The organism is Flammeovirga kamogawensis (genome assembly GCF_018736065.1).
In the GTDB taxonomy this organism is placed as follows: Bacteria; Bacteroidota; Bacteroidia; order Cytophagales; family Flammeovirgaceae; genus Flammeovirga; species Flammeovirga kamogawensis.
Map to the genome: position 1 here is coordinate 548333 of NZ_CP076129.1, position 24767 is coordinate 573099.

The 24767-nt window shown below is 32.8% G+C and carries 11 protein-coding genes; 1 reads left to right on the forward strand and 10 read right to left on the reverse strand.

The features are described 5' to 3' along the window. Positions 1-63: 63 nt before the first annotated feature. The 3 genes from KM029_RS21100 to KM029_RS21110 all read right to left on the reverse strand — a co-directional run bounded on the left by KM029_RS21100 (position 64) and on the right by KM029_RS21110 (position 9769). Entirely contained in the window at positions 64-5775 is a 5712-nt protein-coding gene (locus tag KM029_RS21100; protein WP_158631164.1) for an Ig-like domain-containing protein, read from the reverse strand. A 767-nt stretch (positions 5776-6542) separates the two neighbouring features. Then, on the reverse strand, positions 6543-8198 hold the full coding sequence (locus KM029_RS21105) for an iron-sulfur cluster biosynthesis family protein (RefSeq protein WP_144075795.1): 1656 nt from the start codon (positions 8196-8198) through the stop codon (positions 6543-6545). A gap of 230 nt (positions 8199-8428) precedes the next feature. Then, positions 8429-9769, reverse strand: a complete 1341-nt coding sequence (locus KM029_RS21110; RefSeq protein ID WP_144075796.1) for a fasciclin domain-containing protein — start codon at positions 9767-9769, stop codon at positions 8429-8431. Positions 9770-10117: 348 nt separating this feature from the next. Between KM029_RS21110 and KM029_RS21115 the strand changes: the two genes are divergently transcribed. Continuing rightward, a complete protein-coding gene (locus KM029_RS21115) occupies positions 10118-12787 on the forward strand; it encodes a ligand-binding sensor domain-containing protein (RefSeq protein WP_144075797.1) in 2670 nt (889 codons plus the stop codon). On the opposite strand, the gene KM029_RS21120 is transcribed toward KM029_RS21115, so the two are convergent. From KM029_RS21120 to bglX, 7 genes are all read right to left on the reverse strand, one after another. Then, positions 12782-13402, reverse strand: a complete 621-nt coding sequence (locus KM029_RS21120; RefSeq protein ID WP_144075798.1) for a CatB-related O-acetyltransferase — start codon at positions 13400-13402, stop codon at positions 12782-12784. The genes KM029_RS21115 and KM029_RS21120 overlap by 6 nt on opposite strands. Next, complete coding sequence (locus KM029_RS21125) at positions 13399-13929, reverse strand: GNAT family N-acetyltransferase (RefSeq protein ID WP_144075799.1); 531 nt, start codon at positions 13927-13929, stop codon at positions 13399-13401. Before KM029_RS21125 ends, KM029_RS21120 begins: the two co-directional genes overlap by 4 nt. 104 nt (positions 13930-14033) lie before the next feature. After that, on the reverse strand, positions 14034-14951 hold the full coding sequence (nudC, locus tag KM029_RS21130; protein ID WP_144075800.1) for an NAD(+) diphosphatase: 918 nt from the start codon (positions 14949-14951) through the stop codon (positions 14034-14036). A 189-nt stretch (positions 14952-15140) separates the two neighbouring features. Next, the gene (locus tag KM029_RS21135; RefSeq protein ID WP_144075801.1) at positions 15141-16718 is read right to left on the reverse strand and encodes a PKD domain-containing protein; all 1578 of its coding nucleotides are present in this window, start codon (positions 16716-16718) and stop codon (positions 15141-15143) included. Positions 16719-16849: 131 nt separating this feature from the next. Next, positions 16850-18511: a RagB/SusD family nutrient uptake outer membrane protein gene (locus tag KM029_RS21140; protein ID WP_144075802.1), complete on the reverse strand. Its 1662-nt coding sequence runs from the start codon at positions 18509-18511 to the stop codon at positions 16850-16852. Positions 18512-18525: 14 nt separating this feature from the next. Next, on the reverse strand, positions 18526-21693 hold the full coding sequence (locus tag KM029_RS21145) for a SusC/RagA family TonB-linked outer membrane protein (protein ID WP_205125502.1): 3168 nt from the start codon (positions 21691-21693) through the stop codon (positions 18526-18528). A 751-nt stretch (positions 21694-22444) separates the two neighbouring features. Further along, complete coding sequence (bglX, locus tag KM029_RS21150; RefSeq protein WP_144075803.1) at positions 22445-24679, reverse strand: beta-glucosidase BglX; 2235 nt, start codon at positions 24677-24679, stop codon at positions 22445-22447. Positions 24680-24767: the final 88 nt, after the last annotated feature.

Here is a 24767-nt window from a genome sequence, read left to right on the forward strand (position 1 = left end):
TTAAAAATTAAGTAGTTATTAATAATTAAAGGGATGAGACCTAAATCTCACCCCTTGTATAGTTTATTTCTTCACAGAAATTCTTACTCTTTTATCAACACCTTCGCCATTTACTCTTAATAAGTAAATACCGCTAGGTAACTGATTTATATCTAACTGATGTGTATATCTGTAATCCATTTCCCCTTGGAATACATTTACACCATTCATACTAAAAATTGATACATTGTAAGTACCGTTTTTCAATCCATTTAGATTAAGCACATTAGAAGATGGGTTAGGATAAACACCTAACACAATCTCTTTTTCTAAAGAAATAGCATTTGAAGTAATTCTTGCAGAAGAAGATCCTGTTGTTAATGTCATCTTATCTAGATTCCATTGCCAAACACCCGTTCCAGAAGCTGTACATCTTACGGTATGGATACCAGCAGAAAGTACTACATCGTTTCCAGCTTGTAATGCTGAGTAAACATCCCACTGACCATTATTAGGAACATTATCAGTAGTGATAGTTTCTCCATCAATAGCAACCTGAATTTGTGCATTATTTTCAGGAGTTGAAATCATGTATTCAATACCATAAGTACCTGTTACTTCTACATTAATTGTATACTCTGTCCAATCTCCACTGTTTACCCAATTTATACCTAAACCATTTACTTTGTTTACACCCAAAGGAACAAAACCATCGTTATATGATCCTCCATGAGTAACAAAATCTTCAGCTTCAATTACTAATGATGCAAAACCTCCACCGTTAGATGGATCTGTAATAGTAACATTTGTTGAAGCTGTAAACCCACCATCAAGTGTAGTAACAGTAATTATTGCAGTACCTTCTGCCACCGCAGTAATTACACCATTTACAACAGTAGCAACTGCTGTATTATTTGATGCCCAATTAACAGCCGTGTTCGTTGCATTTGCAGGTAAAACTGTCGCGTTAACTTGTACTGTTTCAGAAACTTCCAGATTCTCTGATGAAGAACTTACAGTAACACCAATTACATCAACATCAGGTGTAGTTGTAGCTTGAGCTCTTAAAGTAATTTTATCAAGGTTCCATTGCCAAGTATTCGAACCACGTCCGTAGATTTTCAATGTATGCTCTCCTGATAAAACTACTTCATCTGTAGTTTCTAACACTTGGTAATCATCCCATTGTCCATTATTCGGTACGTTCACAGTAGAGATTACCACATCATCAAGCTCAAATTCTATAGCAGCACCATCCATTGGTGAAGAAATCAAATACTCGATTGTATAAGTTCCGTTTCCAACAATAGAATATTCTGCCCAATCATCTAAATTGACCCAATTAATACCTTGGTTAGCAACATTAACTCCAAGAGGAACTTGCCCATCATTAAATGTACCACCAGTAGCAATTAAATCTTCTGCTTCAATCACTATATCATCCCCATCAGGAGGCAATACAATTATTGTTTCTTCTACCGTAGTAGATGTATTTGCAGTAAAATTACCGTCTGTTGTTGTAACCGTAATAGTTACTGTACCCTCTGTTAATGCTGTAACTAAACCACTTGCATTTACAGTTGCAACTGACGTATTAGATGAAGCCCATGTTACTGTTTTATTTGTTGCATTAGCAGGTGAAACACTAGCTGTAAGTTGTCTAGTATTCCCAATATCCATTGTAGATGGTAATGCAGAAATAGCTACACCTGTAACACCAATATTCACCATGCCTTCAACTACAATATCTTGTGTTGCAGTGTGGTTGCCATCCTGAGTTGTAGCAGTTATTGTTACTGTACCAACACCAATACCTGTCACTTTGCCACTTTGGTCTACTGAAGCAATATTTGTATTACTAGACGTCCAAGTTACATTAGTTGCACATGCACTAGATGGTTGTAAAACAGCTGTAAGAGTTGCTTCATTACCTTGCTGAATTGTTGTAGAAGTTGCAGTAATTGATACTCCCGTTAATGGATCACAAGTAATTTCTCCTTTAAAGGCCATTTGGAAATAATCTAAGTTCCAGTTCCATGCACTAGAACCTGCCGCCACAAGACCAATTTTTACTAAACCTTGTGGTAAAATAACATTTTGATCAAGTTGAACTGTTGCAAATGCATCCCAATCATTCATTGGAACTTGTTTAGCCCCAACACTTGTACCTTCTACATACATTTCAATTACGCCATCTTCTAAACCAGTTCCTGCCAAGAAAGAGATTTCGTATTCTCCAGCTTCTGGAATATACACTTCATATTCTACAAAATCTCCCGCCTGAACATTATTGATACCTTGTCCTCCAGATGGAATATCATAAATAGCAATTTCTCCAACAGCACCTCCCATAGATGAGAAGTTTTCTGCCTGAACTGTTAGTGTTGTTCCAACCGTGGCAGCACTTGTTACCGATACATTATTTGCCGAAGCAGAAGTTGCCGTTAACGTAAATGTACCAGTAGTTCCACTAGCCGAAACCAAACCGTTAGCATTTACTGTTGCTAAAGCTGTATTACTAGATGCCCAGTTAATATTCTTCTCTGTAGTCCATTCAGGGGTAAAAATTGCCTCCACTTGTAATGTTCCATTCGGGAAAATAGTTACTTCACTAGGTATAAAAATTTGTGTTGGTTGCACAATAACCTGTGATTTAACTTGCACTGTTACCTCAGCAAATAAACCTCCGTCTTGAGTAGTAGCTCTAATAACTGTTGTACCTAAAGAAACACCTGTTACAATACCACTGTTATTTACTGATGCTACAGAAGTATTTGATGATGTCCAATTGATATCTTTGTTATATGCATTTTCAGGAGCTACTATTGCAGTAACTGGTAATGTTTGTCCGATTTCTACCTCTCTCAACCATTCAGAAATAGTTACTGAAGCAGGTCGAATTTGCTCTAAAATAGATATATTTGAAATACATTGATCTATAACTTGTCCCCCTGATTTAGCAGTAGTTCTAAGAGAATAATTTCCGATAGCTGGCACTGAAGATAAATTAACTTCTACAGCGACAACGTCTTTACCAGAAACATCGGCAACCGTACTTCCAGTACCTAATACTGTATTTCCTTGCATTAACTCTACAGTTAACTCTCTTGTGCCTAACAGATTTACGAATACATCAAATGAATACGTTGTATTTCCTGTTACTTCTGACGGAAGCGTATTACAATACACCTCTTCATTACCAACAATACCTACATTTACAGTTGTAGAAGCTGTAAAGGCTTGACCGTTATCTGTAATAGTTGCAGTAATAATTGCAGATTCTCCAATAGAGATACCATTTATTTTACCTGTTACTGCATCAACAGTTACTACTTCATCATTAGAAGAACTCCAAACTACAGTTTGGTTTGTTGCATCTTCTGGAATTACACTTACTGTTAATGGTGTCGTTACATAATGATCTACATCAATAGAAGAACCTTCAACAATAGCAACTCCAGATAGGCGTGTTTCTGAATATGGAATTGCACTAATTGCTACCGAAGATGAAATACTACCTGAAGCATCTGTTGCTGAAATAGTTGCCGATCCAGAAGACGCTACAGCAGTAACCACACCATATTCATCTACTGTTGCAACAGCAGGTGCACTTGACGACCAAGTTAACACCTTACTTGTTGCATTAGCAGGGGTAAATGATGCTCCTATACTGATCGTTTTTCCTTGCATTAATGTAGATGATGGTGCATCTAAACTAACACCACTTAAAGCAACACCATTGTTGTTTTCAGAACGCCCAGGAGTTTTACTAAAGTCCCAAATTTGCATTTGAACTGTTGCATACTCAATCTGATTATTTGCAGAACAAGTAATAACATTATTAGCTTGTAAATAAGCTACCGGCACTTCAACCTCTAAAACGCCTAACCATTTATTTCTCCCAATATCAGTAATACCTCTAACGTTACCGTCATAGTTTACATCGTAACCATTCACAGTAATTACTGGAGTACCGATATGATCAGAATAAAAATCACCAGAGATTCTTAACATCGCTTCAGAAGCTCCTTCTGGAATCGTAATGTTGTTTACGTTAGCTGTTAAAGTACCATTTGAAACCGAAGTATGAATTTTATCTCCTCCAGCAACTGTTGATCCAGTACCTAACTTTTCTCCCATAAATTTATATTCTTTAGAAGAAGCATTTAACGTCACATCAGATGCAAAAGTATATTCTAATACCATTGTCGCATCACCTCCTAAAACTACTTTACCTGGTGCTGTAGCTACAGTTTTTTCAGAAAGAACAGGTTCACCTGCCGCTCCTCTATTTTCATCTAAATAAAGATGTTTGATTTTAACACTTTGTACTGCATTTTCGTTATCATCAAAGAAATTAAGATTGATACCACTCTCCGTTGGGTTAAGGTTATTTAAAATTAAATAAGTCTTATTCCCCTCTACATAAGCATCAACTTGAATATCAATGTTTGTTGATTTCGTATCTACACGAGTACCTTTAACGTCAGACCATAATTCAAAGAATTTAATGAACTCTGTCCATACATATTCCCCTGTTCCGTCATCATCTAACATTTTGTATGGGTATCTACTCTTAATAGAACCGTCGGCATTTAAATGATCTCCCCAATGTGCTTTAATTGGAGTAAATGGCATTGTTAGTGTAATATGAGCTGGTCTTTCTAAGAATTGCATCAGCATAGAATTGAATGGTTTTAAGTTCTCCCAATCTCTTCTCTTAGGGTCTGCATCTGGCATATTATCTATATAATGACCACTTACAGCTCCGTATTCTGACAGTACAATTTCTGTTTTTTCACCTTTCTTGTAAAGGTCATACCATTCTAAAATATCTAACATTGCTTCTGTATGTCCACCAGATCTAATTACAGAACTAGGCGTTTCCCATGTAGGCCAATCATAAATATGAACTCCATAGAAATCTGTTTCTTCTCCACAGTAATCTATATATCCCTGCCATAAAACATCCCATTGGTACCAATCATCACCTTGGTATTGTTCAAATTTAGAGGCTACAGCTTCTTCAGGTACACCCCAACCCATTGCTTCTTGGGCAGAGTATCTACTTGTCCAATCTAACATATGGAAGTCATGCATTCCCCATGTCATACCACCAACCTTAGGTGCCCTATCACCTAAACGCTCTTTAACACCCTGTGCTACAAGGTTATGGTATTCCCATACATGCTCTAAAGTTGTCCATGTCTGATGCCCTGTCATCATTAACATATCAATCTCATTTACAACTTCCCAATATGTTGGCATTGGTTCGCCAGATCCACCAGGGTTGTCTTTAAAATACTTATCAAGGTATTGTACAACCCACTCTACAGACGTTTCTATAGTTTGAGGTTGCCACCCAGTCCAAGTAGTTCCAGGTCCTTGCCAGTTTAAAGTAGGATAAGTTGGATGAGGATTTGTACCCATAATCATAGGGCCTTTGTACTCAAATTGATGTGCAAGATACTGCTGATCGTAAAGTGATTTTAAACGTTCAGCTTCACCTTCCATCCAAGTTAAATCTGGTTTATTAGGACGGTTTTCATCTTGAGGAGTGTTGTTAAATTTCCATGTTGCAGAACCGTTATCACGGCCAAAATATACATCAAGGTCATTAATTAAATACTCTAGTTTATCTTCTTCGCCCTCCCAATCAGCATCGGTTGGAGTGGCATGAACAATCATATGACGTTCACGACCAAAATCTGAAACACCTTCTACAGAATGGACGATGTTTAAGTTTACATCAACATCTACATCTTGTGAAAATGCGGTGTACGAAAAAGTGAGCATAAATAGTAAGAGCAGTGCCCTACTATTATGTAGATAATAATTCATTTCATTTATTTATTTAGTTAATAATAGTTTGCTCTTGAGTTCAGATTTAAAAGATTGTTGTAATATTTTTCAAGAGCATAAAAGACTTGCCTGTCTTTCAATTATTCATAGCTGTCAACCCTTTTCTATTTGATCTTAGAGGGGAATGAGAATAGAGAAATAGTGTTCTCAAGTTAATTCAGTTGTTTTTATTTTTTCATAGGACAATAATAGTTTGAAGTGGAACATCAATTTAGTACGCTATACTCAACACAATAATTAGCTCTACTAATAGTATGAAGAGCCATAGGTTTGTAAATAACACTTGTGATATTGGGTTCGCGTTCACTAAAAAAATGACAATACCACAAGTGTATTATTTACGTCAACTAATTTGAGCTTTCCTCTTACGATTATCAATAAAAGTGACTAGATAAAAACTGAATTATTTTTTTTTGAAATGAACAAAAACTGATCATACGGTAGTATAAACCCAATATTTTCTAGACTGAAACTGTACAGATAGCCCTTTACATGTAAAAAAAGAGGGGGCAATTATAAACCATCAAATAAATCAACTTTTCAGCTCAAAAAAGATGTTGCATCATAAAAAACACCTAATCTTGTTAAAAACATTGCTTAATCAGAAGTGAAAATTAAAAAAGAAAAGCCCCTTATTTAATAGTTTAAATAAGAGGCTCTACATTATTGATACTAAATATACTACACTATCAATTAATAAATTATAGTTTTAAATAATAGTCATAATAAATATAATTTGGATCTGACGCTAACGCTTCTGTTACTGTTGTTATTCCAGTCACTTGACGTGATTTTAGATCGTCAAAATACAGTTTATTTAGTGATGTATTTTCTAATGCTGTTCTATAGTTAAAATCAGAAAGTGTATTATCATGATATTCTATTTTATGAGATAATTTATGTACAACATTCCCTTCTTCTTTGTTTTCAAAATTAATGGTTATCTGACTATTCAAATTCTTTTTATCAATATTTAGCTTTGAAGAAACTTTAGTTGAATTATAGTCTATAGTATTCACATTGTCTAAATAAGGTTCTTTAGATATATCTATGGGTAACTTACCACCATTATATCTAACCTTTGATATAAAATTATTAGATGTGCATGTCTTCGTAATTATTGATTTAATATATGTTGCATTTAAAACTTTGAGACCTGAAAGAATCATATTCTTATTATTAATTGAAGACACAATATTGCCTATATTAAAAGTATCTAATTCTGAACTAATTTGACCATAATATGTATACATTTCAGATAGTGAACTTGAGTTATTAAAAGTTATAATTTGAGAAGATGTATTCATTGTGTAATCAGATTTTTTTATAACTAAAGTATCCTGATTATTTATTAAACTTGTAACAATAAAAGCGTAAGAACCATCTTCTCTTTTAGAGTAAAAGTGATTTAACCATTTATCCTTAGCAGACCTCTTTTTTACTTTCATGGTGTAGTATACGTGATTATATTTTTCTTCTTTCGTAAAATCTCCTATACTATTAAAATCGTTTTCAACTTCTTTATCAAGTTCTAAAGGATATCCAACAGTAACTGTTATTAAATCATTTAAGTCTGTTTTTGGTTTTTTGATTTCATAATTAAATCCTACTACAGCATTAGAAACAATTTCTTTTGAATCTATATTCTCAATAACTTCACTAGTTGTTATCGTTTCCCCATTAAAAACTCTCTTAGTTTTAATTAAATAATGCGTTAAAGTACTTAAAAAGAAATTTCGATCAGTACTTTTTTCGGGTATCAATAATCCTTTTGGAGTACCTACAAAAGATTTCGAAGGACTAACTTCTGAAATAACATCACCATACTTATTAAGTAGTACAAAATTAATAGTATAATTTGAAATAAACGTTTCTACATAGTTTCCAGACGATTTATCTCCAAGTGAAAATTTATTAGATCGATTTTTACTTTCTATATAACCATTTTCAATAAAAATATTAGGGATATAGTTATCGACTTCTACGTCAAAATCAATTGTAATAGAGTTCTCTTTTAAAGACGATACGCCTTCTAAAATAGCAACTGCAGTTAATTGATTTATACCCTCGGGTAATATTTTAGAATCAAAAGGAATTGAATAAATACCAGAGATGTTTTTTGATTGTTTCCCTAAACTTTCAGTTCCATTAAAAAGTTCTATTTCTTTAATGCGAAGGCTATTTTTCCAACTTCCTGATGTATTAATTTTGATGACTGAATTTCCTCTTAAAAAATCAATTTCTTGAATTGATAATTTAGGAATGCTGTTAAAATGCTCTTCTTCTTTTGTTGCACAACTATTGAGTAGGCAAAAAAGACAAAGAACTAAAAAAAGTTCTGATTTAATAAAATTCATGGTAATAGTAATTGTTTATACAGAGAGTGTAAGTAATTGATTTAAACTAATGGTTTTTATTATGTGGTATATCTAATAAATTGATAAAATGTGTAGTTGTTTTAGTATTTATAAGTGCAATGTTATTAAAAATATTAGTAGATAAATAATTAATATTTGTAAACGTAAAAAAGTCCATTCCCAAGGGAAATGGACTTTATCTATTCATTTGTATAACTAATAATGATTTCTTAGTTAGATGGTGTAATTACAGTATCTATTACATGTACAACGCCATTACTTGCAGGAACATCTGCAGTAACAACTGTAGCACCTGCCACTGTTACACTACCGTCTTGTGCTTTTACAACATCTATAGTTCCTCCACCTAAAGTTGTAACTGTAGTTGTTCCAACTGGGATGTCATCGTACATAATTACTGAAGGGATAACATGTAAGTTTAATACTGTTCCTAAAGTAGTTAAGTCTAAAGAAGCTAAATCTGTATTTAATGAGGTTAATAATGCTGAGAATGCATCGTTTGTTGGAGCAAATACTGTAAACTTAGTATCGCCGTCAGTTGCAAAAGTAGATGTTAATTCTGCTCTTTCTAATGCTGCTAATAAGCTTGTTAAACCTGCTGTTGTAGCTTGGTCTGCAATTGTACTTGGCAATAATACTTGATCAATTGCATGGATTACACCATTTAATGCATCCACATCTGCAATTGCTACAGTTGCTCCACCAATCATTACAACACCGTTTGCAATAGAAACTTCTAATTTAGTACCTGCTAAAGTTTCTATCATTTGTCCATCTGTTAAACCTGATGAGAATGCTTCTGTAGAAACTACATGGTGTAATAAAACTCTTTGAAGTTGCTCTTGAGTTAAGTTTGCAGCCGCATCTCCTAAAGCTTCAAATGCTGCATCTGTTGGTGCAAATACAGTATACTCTGCTGTTGGTAATGTAAAAGGAGTTACCAAATCTGCAGTAGTTAATGCACCTACAAGTGAATTAAAACTTCCGTTACCAATTGCTATTTGAGCAATAGTTAGTGCCTCTGTTGGTACAATTACACTAGAAACTACATGAATGACACCATTACTTGCCATAACATCTGCTGTAGCTACTTGAGCTCCACCTACAGTTACTACTCCATTAGAAATAGCTACCTCTAACATAGTACCTGCCAATGTTTCTACCATTTGACCATCTGATAAATCGGCTGCATATACTTTACCTGCAACAACATGGTGCTTTAATAATTTATCTAATCCTTGAGCAGAGATGTCATCAAAAGATGAAATACCGTTTTCTGCATCCAACAAGCTCTGGAAAGCCGCGTTTGTTGGTGCAAAAACAGTATACTCTCCTGCTGGATCTTGAAATACACTTACTAAATTTGCCGCATCTAGTGCTGAAGTAAGTGTAGAAAAGTCGTCTGTACTAGAAGCAATTCCTGCAATTGTTTCGTCTGCCTCTACTTCTGGAAGTGTTGTTGGATCATCATCGTTATCTTCAGTACATGCACTGAATGTAAACATTAGGGAAATGATCATTACTAGTTTAAATAGATTAAGCGTTTTCATAGTTCGATATTTTTACGTTATAAATTTCAACTCTATAAAAGATCTGTAAACCAATTTTGTTTAAACAAATTTTAAAAAAGTTAAACACAACATCTTGATATATAAAAATATTGCTATTTAAATCGTTGATATGTACTATTTTTAATTGCCTCATCAAAAAATAGTACTATGAAAAAAAATTAGTGTTTTTTATACACCAATAGTTTTAGCTTAAACAGAAGTTCTACAAACCTTCATTTTTAGCGAAATTTGAAGAAATGAATCAACTTGAATTTTTAGGATAAAATAATGCTTATTGAAGATTAGAATCATATTAACTAAGTAGAATTATAGATTATATTTGCAGTTATGAAAAGACTGATGTTTTTATTTCTATATTTTTTTATAAATGGACTTTCTTTAGTGGCTATGCCAACTGTTCCAATAGTAAAATCTTTTAATAGGTTTGACTACTTAGGGGATCGTCAGAATTGGGATATTGATTTTGATAGAAATAACAATGTTTATTTTGCTAATGGTAACGGTCTTGCACAATACTCTTTTGGACATTGGGAATTTTACACCACTCCTTCTAAAGATAAAATTATATCTATTAAAGTAGATGGTAATATCATTTGGACTGGTGGACATAATGAATATGGTTTCTTTTGGAAAGAAAAAAACAATCAGCTATCCTATACTAAGTGTGGCAATATTACAGATGGTCAAGTTTGGGAACTAGAATACACAGATGATAAGGTGTTTATGCGTACTGAACAAAGTATCACCATCTATAATTCTCAAACAAAAAAAGAGGAAAAGATAAAAAGTGCTGCTGGCTTTACTCGAATGAAAAAATGGAACAAAGTAATATGGGCTATAAACAGAGACAATGCTTTTGGGTACATTAAAAATAATCAGTTTATTATAACTGATACGCTTGTAAACCATTCTGAAGTAAAAGAATTGATAATACATAACAATGAACTACTTCTAATGCATACCGATGGAAGTATTTATTCCTTCAATGGTGGTATTTTTCAGAAATTAGATGTTCTACCACGCTTAATTACTAAAGAGGGTATTTTTTCTATTAAGAATATTGATAAATCACTAATTGCAGTGGGTACAATATCTGCAGGTTTATTTATATATGACCTTAATACACGTTCCATTATTGAGCATATTGATGCTACTAACGGTTTAAATGACGATACTGTGCTTGCTATTAATGTAGATGAACATGGTAATATTTGGCTAGGACTTGACAATGGTATTTCGTTTATAGAAAAACAAGGGGCTCTAAAAACTATATTTAATAAAGGTGCAACTTATAAAGTTATTACGGATGATGAAACAACTCTTTTAGCAACCAATAAAGGTTTATACATTTCTGAAAGAAAAAATGAATTTACTCCGGTACCTAAAAGCCAAGGACAGGTTTGGAATATACAAAAAACTAAAAATGGAGTGTTTATTTGTCATGATAATGGTTTGTTCCTCTATAAAGAGGCACAATTAAAACCTATATATACTAAAATTGGTGTAATGAATATTTGCCAATTTGGACAATCTGAGAACTATATAATGTCTACTTATATAGGGCTTTATCTTATAAAGATAAGAAATAACAAAGTCACTATAATAGATAAGATAAAAGATGCCAATGTTACAAAAATGTTGTATGATACAAACTCTAATTCTATTTGGACTATTGATTCTTATAGAAATGTAAAGCAGTTTCAATTTACTATTAATAATACTTTTAGTAGTAAACAGTATAGTAATTATAATCAGATTTTTTTTACTGACAATCAAATCATTTTTGTACGAGACAGTAATCTTTATACCTATAAAAATGAGAATTTTGAGCTATTAAACTCTCCACCTTATTCTCTGATTTCAGCAAAAGACATTTCAGCCTTAGCCATAACAGACAATGGTTCTAAATATGCTTACATAAAAAACGGCTTATTACATATGGGTATTAATATCCACAATGGTCATTTCTTTGCCTATGATAATGCTTTTACATCTTTACATAATCAGTTTATTAAAGGTTATGAATTTTTAGATTTTCATAATGGTACGCTTAGAATTACTACAGAAACAGGTGTAGAAATTTTTGATGCTTATTCTGAATCAAGAACTATAGAAACCCCTGTACCAGTTATTTCAAAACTATCTGTTTCATCAATTGATAGTACGCGTACATTTTTTCAACCAATCGTTTTAACGAACCCATTCCCTGCCGGTAAAACAGATATTAGATTACTTTTTGGCATTGATAAAAAGAGTCGAGACTTCAATGAATATAGATATAAATTAAATGGAGTAGATACCAATTGGTCACCTTGGAATGTAACAAATGAAAAAGAATACACTCATCTTGATGGTGGAGAATATACATTTGTATTAGAAAGTAGAATTAATAACGGTCAAGTAAAAATGACTTCTCTTACTTTTAGTATCAAGAAATACTGGTATCAAACATATTGGGTCTTAATCCCAATTCTGGTCTTGCTTATTCTACTGTATTTTATTGGAAAAAAGATTTGGTACGATGTAAATCAAAAAGCTGAAAAAAGACAGCGTAAAGAACAACAAATTGAAATTGAGCATCAAACGCTTGCTATTCGTAATGAACAGTTAATAAAATATGCTGAAGAGATTTCACGTAAAAATGAATTTCTTAAACAAGTTAGTGATGGGTTATCACTCATAAAAAATAAGACTGCTGGAGTATGGGTTGAACGTATTGAAAATGAAATGAACAACGAGAAGAAGAATTTCATTTTCTATCAATTGTTTTCTGAATTACATCAAGATTTTATTAAGAAGTTAAATGAAGATTATCCTCAGTTAACTTCTCATGATCATCGATTGATATCGCTTATACGTTTTAATTTAACAAATCAAGAGATTGCCAATATCATGAACATAACAAACCGAAGTGTTATAATGAACCGTTATAGATTGCGTAAAAAAATGGAATTAGACGGTGAAATTGACCTTGATAAGTTTATTAAAGACTTATAGTAGCTCATCTATTTTTTGTGCAGTTAGCAGATGAAGATTTTTTGTGATTTTATCTATATCCCAATTCCACCATTTTACATTAAGTAATTTCAAAATATGGTCATCCGGAAATCTCATTTTAATAATTTTAGCAGGATTACCACCAACAATAGCATACGGTGGCACATTTTTAACAACAGTTGAATTGGTAGCTATAATTGCACCATCACCTACTTTTACGCCAGCCATTATGGTTGCATTATACCCTATCCAAACATCATTACCGATTTCTATATTTCCTTTTGAAGGATATTTTCTACCTTCCATTGCTTTCTCCCAACCATTACCGAAAATCCCGAATGGATAAGTAGATACTGCATCTGTTAAATGATTCGCCCCATTCATTATAAATTTAACATCGGAAGCAATCATACAAAATTTTCCAATAATTAATTTATCATCTATAAAATCGAAATGGTATTTTACATTTTTCTCAAAATTTTCAACGGAGTCGAAATCGTCATAATACGTATAATCACCAACTATAATATTAGGATTTTTAATGATGTTTTTTAGAAAACACAAACGATCATATTGTGCTAATGGAAATTTTGTTAATGGGTTAGGTCCATTCATAAAGAGGTTGATTTTGATTGAAATTCGTTTACTAAAATAGACATAATTATTTTATCATGATACTCACCTTGTCTAAAACAAGCTTTTCTTAACCGACCTTCTTTTATAAAGCCTGCTTTTGAATAAGCTTTTAGTGCTCCAATATTCGGTTCTGAAACAGTTAACATTATTCTATTAAACTTATGCCCAAAGAAACCTATTTCTAGTATTTCTTCAGTTACTCTTGTTCCTATTCCTTGCCCCCAGAATTTTTTATTACCAATAAAAAGAAAATATTCTGCTGAGTTGTTTTGTCTAGAAATATTACTAAAGCCTGTATACCCTATTAATTCAGAGGTATTTTCTAAATATATGCCGTAAACAATTTCAAAAGAACTATTTAAAACAGAAGTATACCATTTATTAATTTCAGATTTAGAACTAATTTTAGAAAAGATTGACAAAGAATACCTTGTCACTTCTTCATCATTTATCCAATTATAAAAATAATCTACGTCAGCTTTTTGAAGGGGTTTTAGTTGTATCATAGTTTTAGTTTTGTAGGTGTATATCAAATATACTTCTAAAAATAAGATTTCATAGTTTCATCTATTAAAATCTAACTAAAACTTAACTAAGTTATAGTATTAATTTAGATGTTATAATCTAAGTCAAACCCTTCTTTAGCTATCCAATTAGAAATTAACTGATAAGCAATAGATGCTTTACCAGGTATTACAATAGTGCTATCTCTAATGCCCATTGAAAGCTCTTTTGCAGTAAACCAATCTGCTTCAACTAATTCTAGAGGGTCAATGGTAATGTTGTTTGTTGTTGCATTAGCTGTAAAACCTAGCATTAACGAAGAAGGAAAAGGCCATGGCTGAGATTTAATATATTGGATATTATTTACTTCTATACCTACTTCTTCAAGTATTTCTCTTGATACAGCTTCTTCTATCTGTTCTCCAAAATCAACAAAACCTGCAAGTGTAGTCCAAAAACCAGGAATTCTGACATGTCTACCTAAAAGGCATTCTTTTACTCCCTCTTTATTTATTCTTTCAACTAAAACAATAATTGCGGGTTCTAGTCTAGGATAATGGATTTTATTACAAGCTTCATTACTACATTTTCGAGTATGTCCAAAATCTTCTGATATTGTGAGGCCTCCACATTTACCACAAAATTTAGAATTTTTATTCCAATGCATTAAACCTCTTGTATAGGCCATTAATGGTGCTTCTGAAATTGTTAGGAGACTTCTTTCTTCTAGCATATTTAGGAATTCACCTTCAGGAAGTAACTCTTTAAGATTATCTTTTTCTAAAGATGAGAAGTCTATACCAATTATATTAATTGAATTTCTTATTCCTAAAAAAATTATTTGATCAGCATTCTCAATCAATTTATCAGTTAATGTAACTTCAAATGGTTTTGATTTGCCATCAACTTCAATTATTAAATTACAATTCCTCCATATAGGATAAACTTTTGTTTGTTTACTTTTCAGTACTTCATTTCTAAAATCAAGATCTTGACGTAAATCTACTCGCTTCTCAAAAGACATTTATTTTACTATTATGTTTTAAATACTTTATCGAAAGTAACTAAAACATATCACATTTAAGATTAAATAGTTTAAACTATTCAGAATAGCCGAGTATAGAAATGATAGTTGAGTGCAATAAAGCAAAAAAAAGGCTACCCTAATTAAAGGGTAGCCTAAGACTATATATATTTATTAGAAAACAAATTCTTACTCAAACTTGAAGTTCTTGATGTAGAAAGTACCTGTTTCAAGGTGACCACCGCCACCAATTACTAGACCTACTAAGTCTAAATCATTACGAGATTTATTACAATCAGTCAAATCAAATTTCACAGTAACCCACTCTCCTTCAGCAATATCTTCCATAGCATATGTTTCACCATATTTCCAAGAATTTCCTCCATCTTCACTTGAATCTCTGATAAATATTTCTACTTTTTTCGCAAGAGCTCCTGAATAATCATTAGTTGAAGGGAAATATACTTCTACTGATACCGTAGTAAAGTTTTCGAAACTAGCATCCTTTTCGTCAAAATAGAATTGAGCATCTGCCCATTCAGACTCAGTACGCTCGTACATACCCACTAATTCATCATTAGGTCCTACTGATGCAGGAGTAATTATAACACCCGATGAATTAGCAGTAGTTAAACCTTTAACATTATCATCATCTTCTGCTATGAATGTGTTTGAAAGCTCTGTTAATACAATATCTTCCCAATCAATAGCTTCTTCATTTACATCTTTATCTCCAACTTCATTACAAGGATCACTGTTAACAACATTATCAATCATACATTCTGAAGTACTTTCTTCAGTTGCAATATTGATTTCTGGTTCATCATCCCAATTATCATAACTTACGTATACTGCTTCATTATAAGTTGGTCCATTAAATACTACTCTCATAAGATCATATCCTTCATGTTCTTCAATAATAGTAGATGTAGGAGTGATTTGTGCTCCATCAAAAGGAGCCATAGTTTCCCATTCGTCACCTTCACCACCTAATAACTTAGGAACAACCATCCATGCTCCATTACCTTCTAATACCAATTTACCCTCAACTGCATCATATGTATACTTATGACTTCCCGAGCCCCAAGCACTAACATCTTCATTATCAACATTTTTCATTGTTGATGGGCTAGGTGTAAAGCATTGATCTAAAAGGTTGTCTCCTGCAGATGTTCCAAATGGGCCATGTTCACCCCAAAAATATCCATTATCTTTAAATTCAACTGTTCCATTTGATTTGAATATCCATTCTTGTTGATATAAACAATCTCTAGCTCCATCATTAATTAAGGCAACCCATTCTCCTTTATTTTTATCACTACTTCCAATTAACATTGAGTAGCATTCTCTATACAACTTCCATGTTTTAGACCCTTTTCCTGCAATTAAAGTTTCAGTACCAGGAGCAACAACTGAAATAGATTTAGTTACTTCATTAGTAACACCAGCCGCATTTGTTGCAATTAATTTTACTGAATAATCGCCAGCTTCTTCGTATGTATAAGAAGCATTTTCTTCTACACTTATTCCTATTCCATCACCAAAATCCCATGCATATCCTACTGCACCAGTAGATGAATTTGTAAAATTCACTAACAATGTATTTTCTGCATCTACTGCTGATTCAAAGTTAGCTTGTGGTGGTAAAGAAATTATACTTTCTACTTCTTCTGTACTACAAGACCAAAGTGTTGCCACGGATAAAGACATAAGAACTCCGATAAGTTTTGTGAATAACCAAAACTTGTTTTCAATTTGCTGTTTCATAATTTTTATATAGTTAAGAAATTTGTATCACCCCCGTTTTTAAAAAATAGTATAAGGTGATTTGAAAAATAGATAGAACGGGGAAATGATATTCCATAATATCACATTTAATATCATTCCCTTTAGTTAATTTACCAACCTGGATTTTGTATTAATACACCACCCGATAAACGTATTTCAGATTCCGGTATCGGTAAGAAACCATTAGTTTCAGGTCTATAGTTTACCTCATATGGAGTATCTATATTTCTTGTTTTTACAATAGTTCCATTAGATTTATTAATTGCAGTTTCAGCATCTCCCCAACGTTGAAGATCAAAATATCTTAAACCTTCGAAGGCCAGTTCATGTCTTCTTTCAGCTTTGATATTTTCTAAACTTGGATCTTTTGTACCTAAACCTGCTCGTGCTCTAACTCTGTTAAAGTTTTCGTTTGCATTTACACCTAACTCCGCTGCCATTAACAATACGTCAGAGAACCTCAAAAGCATTTCATCTTGAATATTCCATGTTTGGAAATCATCAGGTGATCCATAAAGATCATAGAACATTCCTTTCACAATTGTGTTTCCGTCAGGATCTAATGTGTTTACAACAATTGGCGTATATTTTTTATTCCAATATCCTGTTTCATGGAAACAATCCCATTGCCCCCATACATAGTCCTCACTTATTCCTTCTGTTGGGTTTTCTACTGATATTATAGATCCTTCTTTTCTTAAATCTCCATCTTCGTATGAATTCCACAAATCAGCATTTGCAGGACCCCATCCCCATCCCATTCCGAATGGTAAAAGACCATCTTGACCTCTCATTGCAGTATACAGAACCAATTGATTAGAATAACTTAAAGAACCATTTCCATCATTTGCTCCAAGAATTGAATATTTTATAGAGAACAATACTTCCTCATTTCCACTTGCATCGTCAACCCAAGATAAGTTGTTATCTTTAGCGTATGCATAATCCTCATTTGCATAAGAGTATGGCCAGATATTTCTAAAATCATCGATTAAATCATGACCACTGTTTTTTATGCAGTCATCAATCCAAGTTTTAACTTGATCTTTAGTCAGAGTACTACCGTCTGATAATACAATACTTGATTTGTTGTATTTACCAGTGTAGAATAAAAATGCTCTTGCCATCATTCCTTCAGCAGACCATTTTGTAGCTCTGCCATTCATATCTGATGAATACTTGTTTGCAGGCATTACATCAATTGCCATCTTAAAATCAAGCGCTATTTGTCCAAATAATTCATCAGCAGATGCTTTAGGATTATCTGTTGGTTCAGGTTTTAATATTAATGGGGCTTCTCCGAAGAATTGAGCTAAACGTAAGTAATAAAATGCTCTTAAGAAATGAGCTTCACCTAACAACTGATTTTTAACTTCCTCATCTTCAAATACTGAATTATCAAAGTTGGCAATAATAGTATTTACTCTGAAAATACCCTTGTAAGAATTTCCCCAAAGCTCAGCATATTTGTTTTCAACATTATTTTGAAAATTATCCATTGCTTGTACATCGGGGTCATCAGGACCTCCACCACCAAAGCAATCATCCGACATTACATTAGCAACTAATGTAGGGTTATCTCTTCCACCCTCTGTAGGTAAAGCATTATATACACCTGTTAATGCTTCAAATATTTCGCCAGAATTCTTATAATAAGTATCTGTACTTACTTCTGTTAGGTTTTCTTGTGTTAAGAATTTCTCTCCACAGCCACTTAACATTGATAGACAAAGAGCACCTACTACAGTCAGTTTTTTATTTATCTTAATCATGATTATCGTCTACTTTAGAATTTAAAACTTAACCCTAACATATGTGTTTTCGAAGCTGGGTATAAACCTACATCAATACCTGATGAGAAAGTATCTCCATTCTGATCTTCAGGAGAGTATCCAATCTCTGGATCCATTCCTGAGTATTGAGTGAATGTAAAGAGGTTTAAGCCTGTGTAATACACTCTTAAATTCTTTAATGGGGAATTTGGTGATTTAGCTAAACGACTAAAGTTATACCCTAGAGTTATATTACTTACTCTTAAGAAGTCTGCATCTTCAACATATAAATCAGATACCCATTCATTTTGGTGGCCCGCTTCAGCTAATCTTGGTTTAGTAGTTGAAGTACCTTCACCTTGCCATCTTTCGAAGACATCAGTTGTGTAGTTTTGTTTTGGTTGATCCGAGAAAGATCTCCATGAACGAATTACTTGATGACCTAATTGAGATGTAAATACAATACTTGTATATATTCCTTTGTATTCGGCATTTAATTGTAAACCTAATGTATAAGAAGGGATCGGGTTACCGATCATTGTTCTATCATCAGCGTCAATTTTACCATCATTATTTTGGTCTACGAAACGAACATCTCCTGCTTGTTGGTTGTTAAAGTATGGATCTCCATTTGGACCAACATAAGCAGCAGCTTCCTCAGCATTTTGTAAAACACCTGCTGTTTCAAAGCCATAGAAATAACCTAGTGGATATCCAACTTCTGCTCTAAACATTGGTTCTGTACCATTTGATAAAACATTTGCAGGACCACTTAAAAGTTTTTCTTCATTTCTGATATCAATAACTTCATTAGTATTATGAGCAAAAGAGAAAGTAGCTCCATAAGAGAAGTTCTCTTTTCTTTCATTCCAGCTAATAGAGATTTCATATCCCTTATTTACAATCTCACCACCATTTTGGAATGAGTTTGTAGTACCATAATATGCTGGTGCTGGAGGAATCACTAACCAATCTTTCGTGTTTTTTTGGTAAATATCTGCAGTAATTTGAAGTTTGTCATCAAATAAATTAGCATCAAAACCAATATTTGCTTGTTCAGAAGTCTCCCATGTTACATTAGGGTTAGGAATTCTTACTGGAACTCCACCAGGTTGATTTTGCGTAGGATCATTGAAAGGGTATCCATTATTTTCAAAACCAATTGTAGCTGCGTATTGATATCTTCTTATATCTTGGTTACCATTTTGTCCCCATCCCCCTCTAATTTTAAAATAACTTACTTGAGGTACAGACTCCATAAAGTCATGTGAAGTTAAGATATAACCAGCTGAAAATGAAGGGAAGTAACCCCAACGATTATCTGCTAAGAAATTTGATGATCCATCTGCTCTTAATACAGCGGTTAACATGAATGTTTCATTGTAATTATATGATACTCTACCAAAGTAAGACATTAATCCCCATCCATATGAATCTCCACCTTTGATGATTCCATCAGCAGAACCCTTTGTATTTACAGCATTTGATAAATAACCAAATTTAGGATCTTGAAAGATTGTATTATAGTTCTCTCCTTCTAACTTAAGTTCCTCAGTTTGCTTGATCATTTCCTGACCTAATAAACCAGTCAAATTGTGTTTACCTAATTTTTTAGAATAAGTAGCAGTATTCGTCCATGTCCATTGGCTATTAGAATACATTGTTTGCTTAACTCCATCTAAAGCTCTTTGATTATGTATTCCATAATTATATGAAGGTACATAAGTACGAGATGAACCATAAGATGCATTTATTCCAAATTGAGATTTAATTTTCAAGTTTTCGATTGGTTCTACTTCAAAATAAGCACTACCTACAACCTGGTGATTTTTATTCTCAATATCTTTACGCTCAGCTTCCATTATAGCAATTGGATTTGCCCCTTGATCAAATATCTGAGGGTCATGATAAGGATATGCTTTATGCGTTCTATCTGGAGCATACATTGGTAACAATGGACTTGCTACTAACATATTATGTAAATCATTATAATAACGGTTTCCAGATGCAATATTTGGCTTAGATGAATTTGTATAATTCAACGTTTGACCAAATTTTAAAATATTTCTGTCAACATTATTTTTAATTAGTACATGATCAGTATTCATTCTAACATTTACTCTAGTGAAAGATGAATTAATTTGTTTACCAATAATCCCTTCCTGATCAAAGTAGTTAAAACCAATTGAATATGTTGATTCTGCACTACCACCTGTCATATTAATAGAATGGTTTTGAACGGGTGCATTTTTATTATAAGTTTCTTCAAACCAGTTAGTTCCTTTATTTATACCTAATGCATAGTCATTAAAGTTTGTAACTTGTTTCGACCAATCAATTGGTGCATTTCCTCCGTTTGCATTTTTCTCATTCATTATCATGATATACTCTTGAGCATTCAAAAGATCTGGTGCTTTTGCAACTTGCTGTACACCATAATACATATCATAAGATATTGTTGGTTTAGGCCCTTTTGTCCCTTTTTTTGTTGTTACTAAAATTACACCGTTAGCAGCACGAGAACCATAAATAGCAGAAGATGCAGCATCTTTTAAAACATCAATTGTTTCAATATCTGCTGGAGATAAATAATCTATATCTCCTACTGCAGTACCATCTACAATATAAAGAGGATTAGAATTACCAATAGTACCTGTACCTCTAATAACGACCTTAGTACCCGCTCCAGGTGAGCCATTACTTTTTGTAATATTAACTCCAGGTGTAATACCTTGGAGACCATCCATTGCAGTTGCTGTATTTAGTTTCTGTAGATCTTCCCCTTTAACATTTAAAGTGGCACCTGTGTTTAACTTCTTCTTTTCAACACCATAACCAACAACAACAACTTCTTCTAGTTGCTCTAAATCTGGTTCTAGAGAGATATCAACAACATCTGACAAGCCTACTGACTGAACTAAATCTTTATACCCTACATATGTAAAGACCAATTCCGTTACAGTTTCATCTGTTGATAGTTTGTAATTACCATCAAAATCAGTGACTGTACCAATTGTTGTTCCTTTAACCAATACGTTTACACCTGGTATTGGAGACTGATCTGCTCCATCAAGAACTCGTCCTGTAATGACCCTACTTTGTGCATACATTGGTAATGAGCACACCAGGGACAAAAGAAACATTAATAATTTAATATTTCCTTTTAATTGAAAATACTTCATGTTTGTTTTCTTTAAATAAATAATAGTTGTCCATTTCATAAATGAGCAAAATATTTTAGGAGTGTTCCAGCGATAAGGTATACTCTTTTAAATGTTATCTTGCTACCCAATAATTAATTTTATTAATGGGATTTATCGTACATATCAACTATTTATATAGACTAACTATACTATACTTTTTTTACTGTTTGCTTAGTTTTAAGAAATCTTCAAAAGTAGAGTTAGTTTATTACAAAGAATAGGACAAGTTAGCCTATAAATAGTAGCTTAATATTAAAATGAGAAAGAGTTATTTCATTATTCTTATAGATTTAAATAGTGAGCAATTTTACTGTAACAATTGTTAATTCCGTTAAGCAATGTTAGTGATTTAATGATTACGTGATCAAGTTTTATAGCTTTCAATTTTACTATATTAATACTACATCTTTACGTACAAAGATACTTAAGTTGCTGATTTACTTTTATTTAAAGGTTAATATTCGATTACGTTTTCTAATATTATTTTTCAATAATAAATAACACAGTATATATTTAACAGAAAAAGTACTGGTGAACTTTAATAATCTAGTATGTAAAAAGAGTATTCAATACGCTTAAAGAAAAATTCTTCTATTTAAAAAAAAGTTTTCACAGCTGTATTAGGATATAAATTATCCACAAAAAAAGTCACACCTAATAACTTAGATGTGACTTCGTATTATTTATTATTATTGAATAAATAATTAAAACTCAAAAATAGTATTAATCACTATTTCAAGTTTTTTAATGTAAATGATACTTCGTGAAGATTATCAGATGAATTACCTACATATGCTGTAAACTTTCCTGACTCTAATAAAGTTTTACCATTTCTATCTAAAAAAGATAATTGATCAGCTCCTATTGTAAAAGTAACTACCTTTTCTTCTCCGGCATTTAAAGTAACTTTTTCAAACCCTTTTAATTCTTTCTTTGGGCGCATTGTAGAAGCAACATGGTCTTTAATATATAATTGCACAACTTCTGCAGCATCAACAGAACCTGAATTCTTAACTGACACCTCTAATGTAATTGTTTCTGTAGCAGTAATTTCCGCTGAAGATAACTTTGGTTTTGAAATAATGAAATCTGAGTATGTTAAACCAAATCCAAATGCATATGCAGGAGTAATAGATACATCCAAGTAATTATTTGATAGACCTACAGGGTCTAATGGTGTACCAGTTGGTATTCCCAACATATCTGGATTTGCTGGTCTTCCTGATTCTAAATAAGCATAATATAAAGGAACTTGTCCCACTGTTCTTGGGAACGTAACTGGTAATTTTCCAGTTGGAGATACTTTACCAGAAATTAAATCTGCTAAAGCAGGTCCTCCCATTGTACCTGGGTGCCATGCATAAAGAATTGCATCTACTTTATTTTCGATATGATCAAAAGTAAGTGGTCTTCCTGCCATAACTACCATTACTACTTTTTTACCTGTAGCTGCAACCTCTTCAATTAAAGTTTCTTGAGCTCCAGGTAAAGTTATAAATGCTCTACTGTGTCCTTCTCCTGATAAAATGGCATCTTCACCTACAAACATTAAAACTACATCTGATTGTTTTGCAACATCTACAGCTTCTTTAATAGAAGAAGTATCCATATCACGTGAATTCTTTAAACCTTCTGCATAAAGAATTTTATCTCCATACATTTCTTTTAAAGAAGTAAGAGGAGTAATAACATCTTCTATAACAGCATCTAATGACCACGTACCAATTTGTTCTGCCGGTGCATTTGCAAGTGGTCCAATCACTGCAATTTTCTGAGCCTCTTTTAATGGAAGTAACTCATTGTTCTTTAGCATCACCACAGATTCTATTGCCATAGCTTTTGCATCTGCTTTATGTGTATCGCTTAATATTGTTGACTTTTTTGGAACCCCTTTATATTTTTTATCAAAGAGACCTAATTGTACTTTTGAACGTAAAATGTTTCGTACAGCAGTGTTTACAATTTCAACATCAACTTCACCTTCTTCAATTAATTCTTTTAAATGCTTTTGATATGAAGCACTTACCATTTCCATGTCAAGACGAGCATTTGCACTTTGACGTGCAACATCTTTTAAATCTTCACTATAGCCTTGATTCATCATTTGAGACATTGATTCCCAATCACTTACTACAAAACCTTCAAAACCCCAATCGTCTCTCAGTACATCTTTTAATAAAAAGGTATTTGCTGATGCTGGAACACCATTAATATCATTAAATGCTGTCATAAAAGTACCTACACCTGCATCTACAGCAGCTTTAAAAGGAGGTAAATAAACATTCCATAAATGATAATCTGGAATAGAAACAGCATTATAATCTTTTCCATTTTCAGTTGCGCCATAACCTACAAAATGTTTTGCACAGGCTGCAATTCTACCTTCTTCATCACTTAATTGATCTCCTTGAAACCCTTTTACCATTGCAGCTCCTAAAACAGAAGTCAAATAAGGATCTTCACCTAAAGATTCTGCTATTCTACCCCACCTAGGATCTCTACTCACATCTATCATTGGAGCAAAAGTCCAATTAATTCCTTCTTCGTAAGCTTCTATTCCTGCAATATTAGCACCTTTTTCAACTAGTTCTTTATTCCAAGAAGCTGCTTGACCAAGTGGAATAGGAAATATTGTTTTATAACCATGAATAACATCACGACCAATAATTAAAGGAATTTTATTTGGCCCTTCTTTGATTGCTAAATGCTGAAGTTGCTCTATAGCTGTTGGAGTACCTGCATTTAAAATAGAGCCTACTCTTCCTTCCTTTATTGCATCTCGTACCCAATCCGGTACTTCGTCACCAGAAGTTGATGTTATTTGAATCATTTGACCAATCTTTTGGTCTAATGTCATTTTAGACATTATCTCTTCAACTCTTTGATCAACAGAATTTTGAGCAAATAGTGCATTATGAAACATAAGCATCACAAACAATGCAAATGATTTTTTTAATAAGTTCATTTTTTTATTTAGATAAGGTTCTGTGAGTTAATAAAATTATCCATAAAAAAAGTTAGTGTTGAAATGCGTTTTCAACGCTAACCTTTTC

Excerpts from the sequence above, each read along its gene's own strand:
- KM029_RS21100 (WP_158631164.1), bottom strand. The coding sequence starts at position 5,775 with ATGCTCACTTTTTCGTACACCGCATTTTCACAAGATGTAGATGTTGAT.
- KM029_RS21105 (WP_144075795.1), bottom strand. The coding sequence starts at position 8,198 with ATGAATTTTATTAAATCAGAACTTTTTTTAGTTCTTTGTCTTTTTTGC.
- KM029_RS21110 (WP_144075796.1), bottom strand. The coding sequence starts at position 9,769 with ATGAAAACGCTTAATCTATTTAAACTAGTAATGATCATTTCCCTAATG.
- KM029_RS21115 (WP_144075797.1), top strand. The coding sequence starts at position 10,118 with ATGAAAAGACTGATGTTTTTATTTCTATATTTTTTTATAAATGGACTT.
- KM029_RS21120 (WP_144075798.1), bottom strand. The coding sequence starts at position 13,402 with ATGAATGGACCTAACCCATTAACAAAATTTCCATTAGCACAATATGAT.
- KM029_RS21125 (WP_144075799.1), bottom strand. The coding sequence starts at position 13,929 with ATGATACAACTAAAACCCCTTCAAAAAGCTGACGTAGATTATTTTTAT.
- nudC (WP_144075800.1), bottom strand. The coding sequence starts at position 14,951 with ATGTCTTTTGAGAAGCGAGTAGATTTACGTCAAGATCTTGATTTTAGA.
- KM029_RS21135 (WP_144075801.1), bottom strand. The coding sequence starts at position 16,718 with ATGAAACAGCAAATTGAAAACAAGTTTTGGTTATTCACAAAACTTATC.
- KM029_RS21140 (WP_144075802.1), bottom strand. The coding sequence starts at position 18,511 with ATGATTAAGATAAATAAAAAACTGACTGTAGTAGGTGCTCTTTGTCTA.
- KM029_RS21145 (WP_205125502.1), bottom strand. The coding sequence starts at position 21,693 with ATGAAGTATTTTCAATTAAAAGGAAATATTAAATTATTAATGTTTCTT.
- bglX (WP_144075803.1), bottom strand. The coding sequence starts at position 24,679 with ATGAACTTATTAAAAAAATCATTTGCATTGTTTGTGATGCTTATGTTT.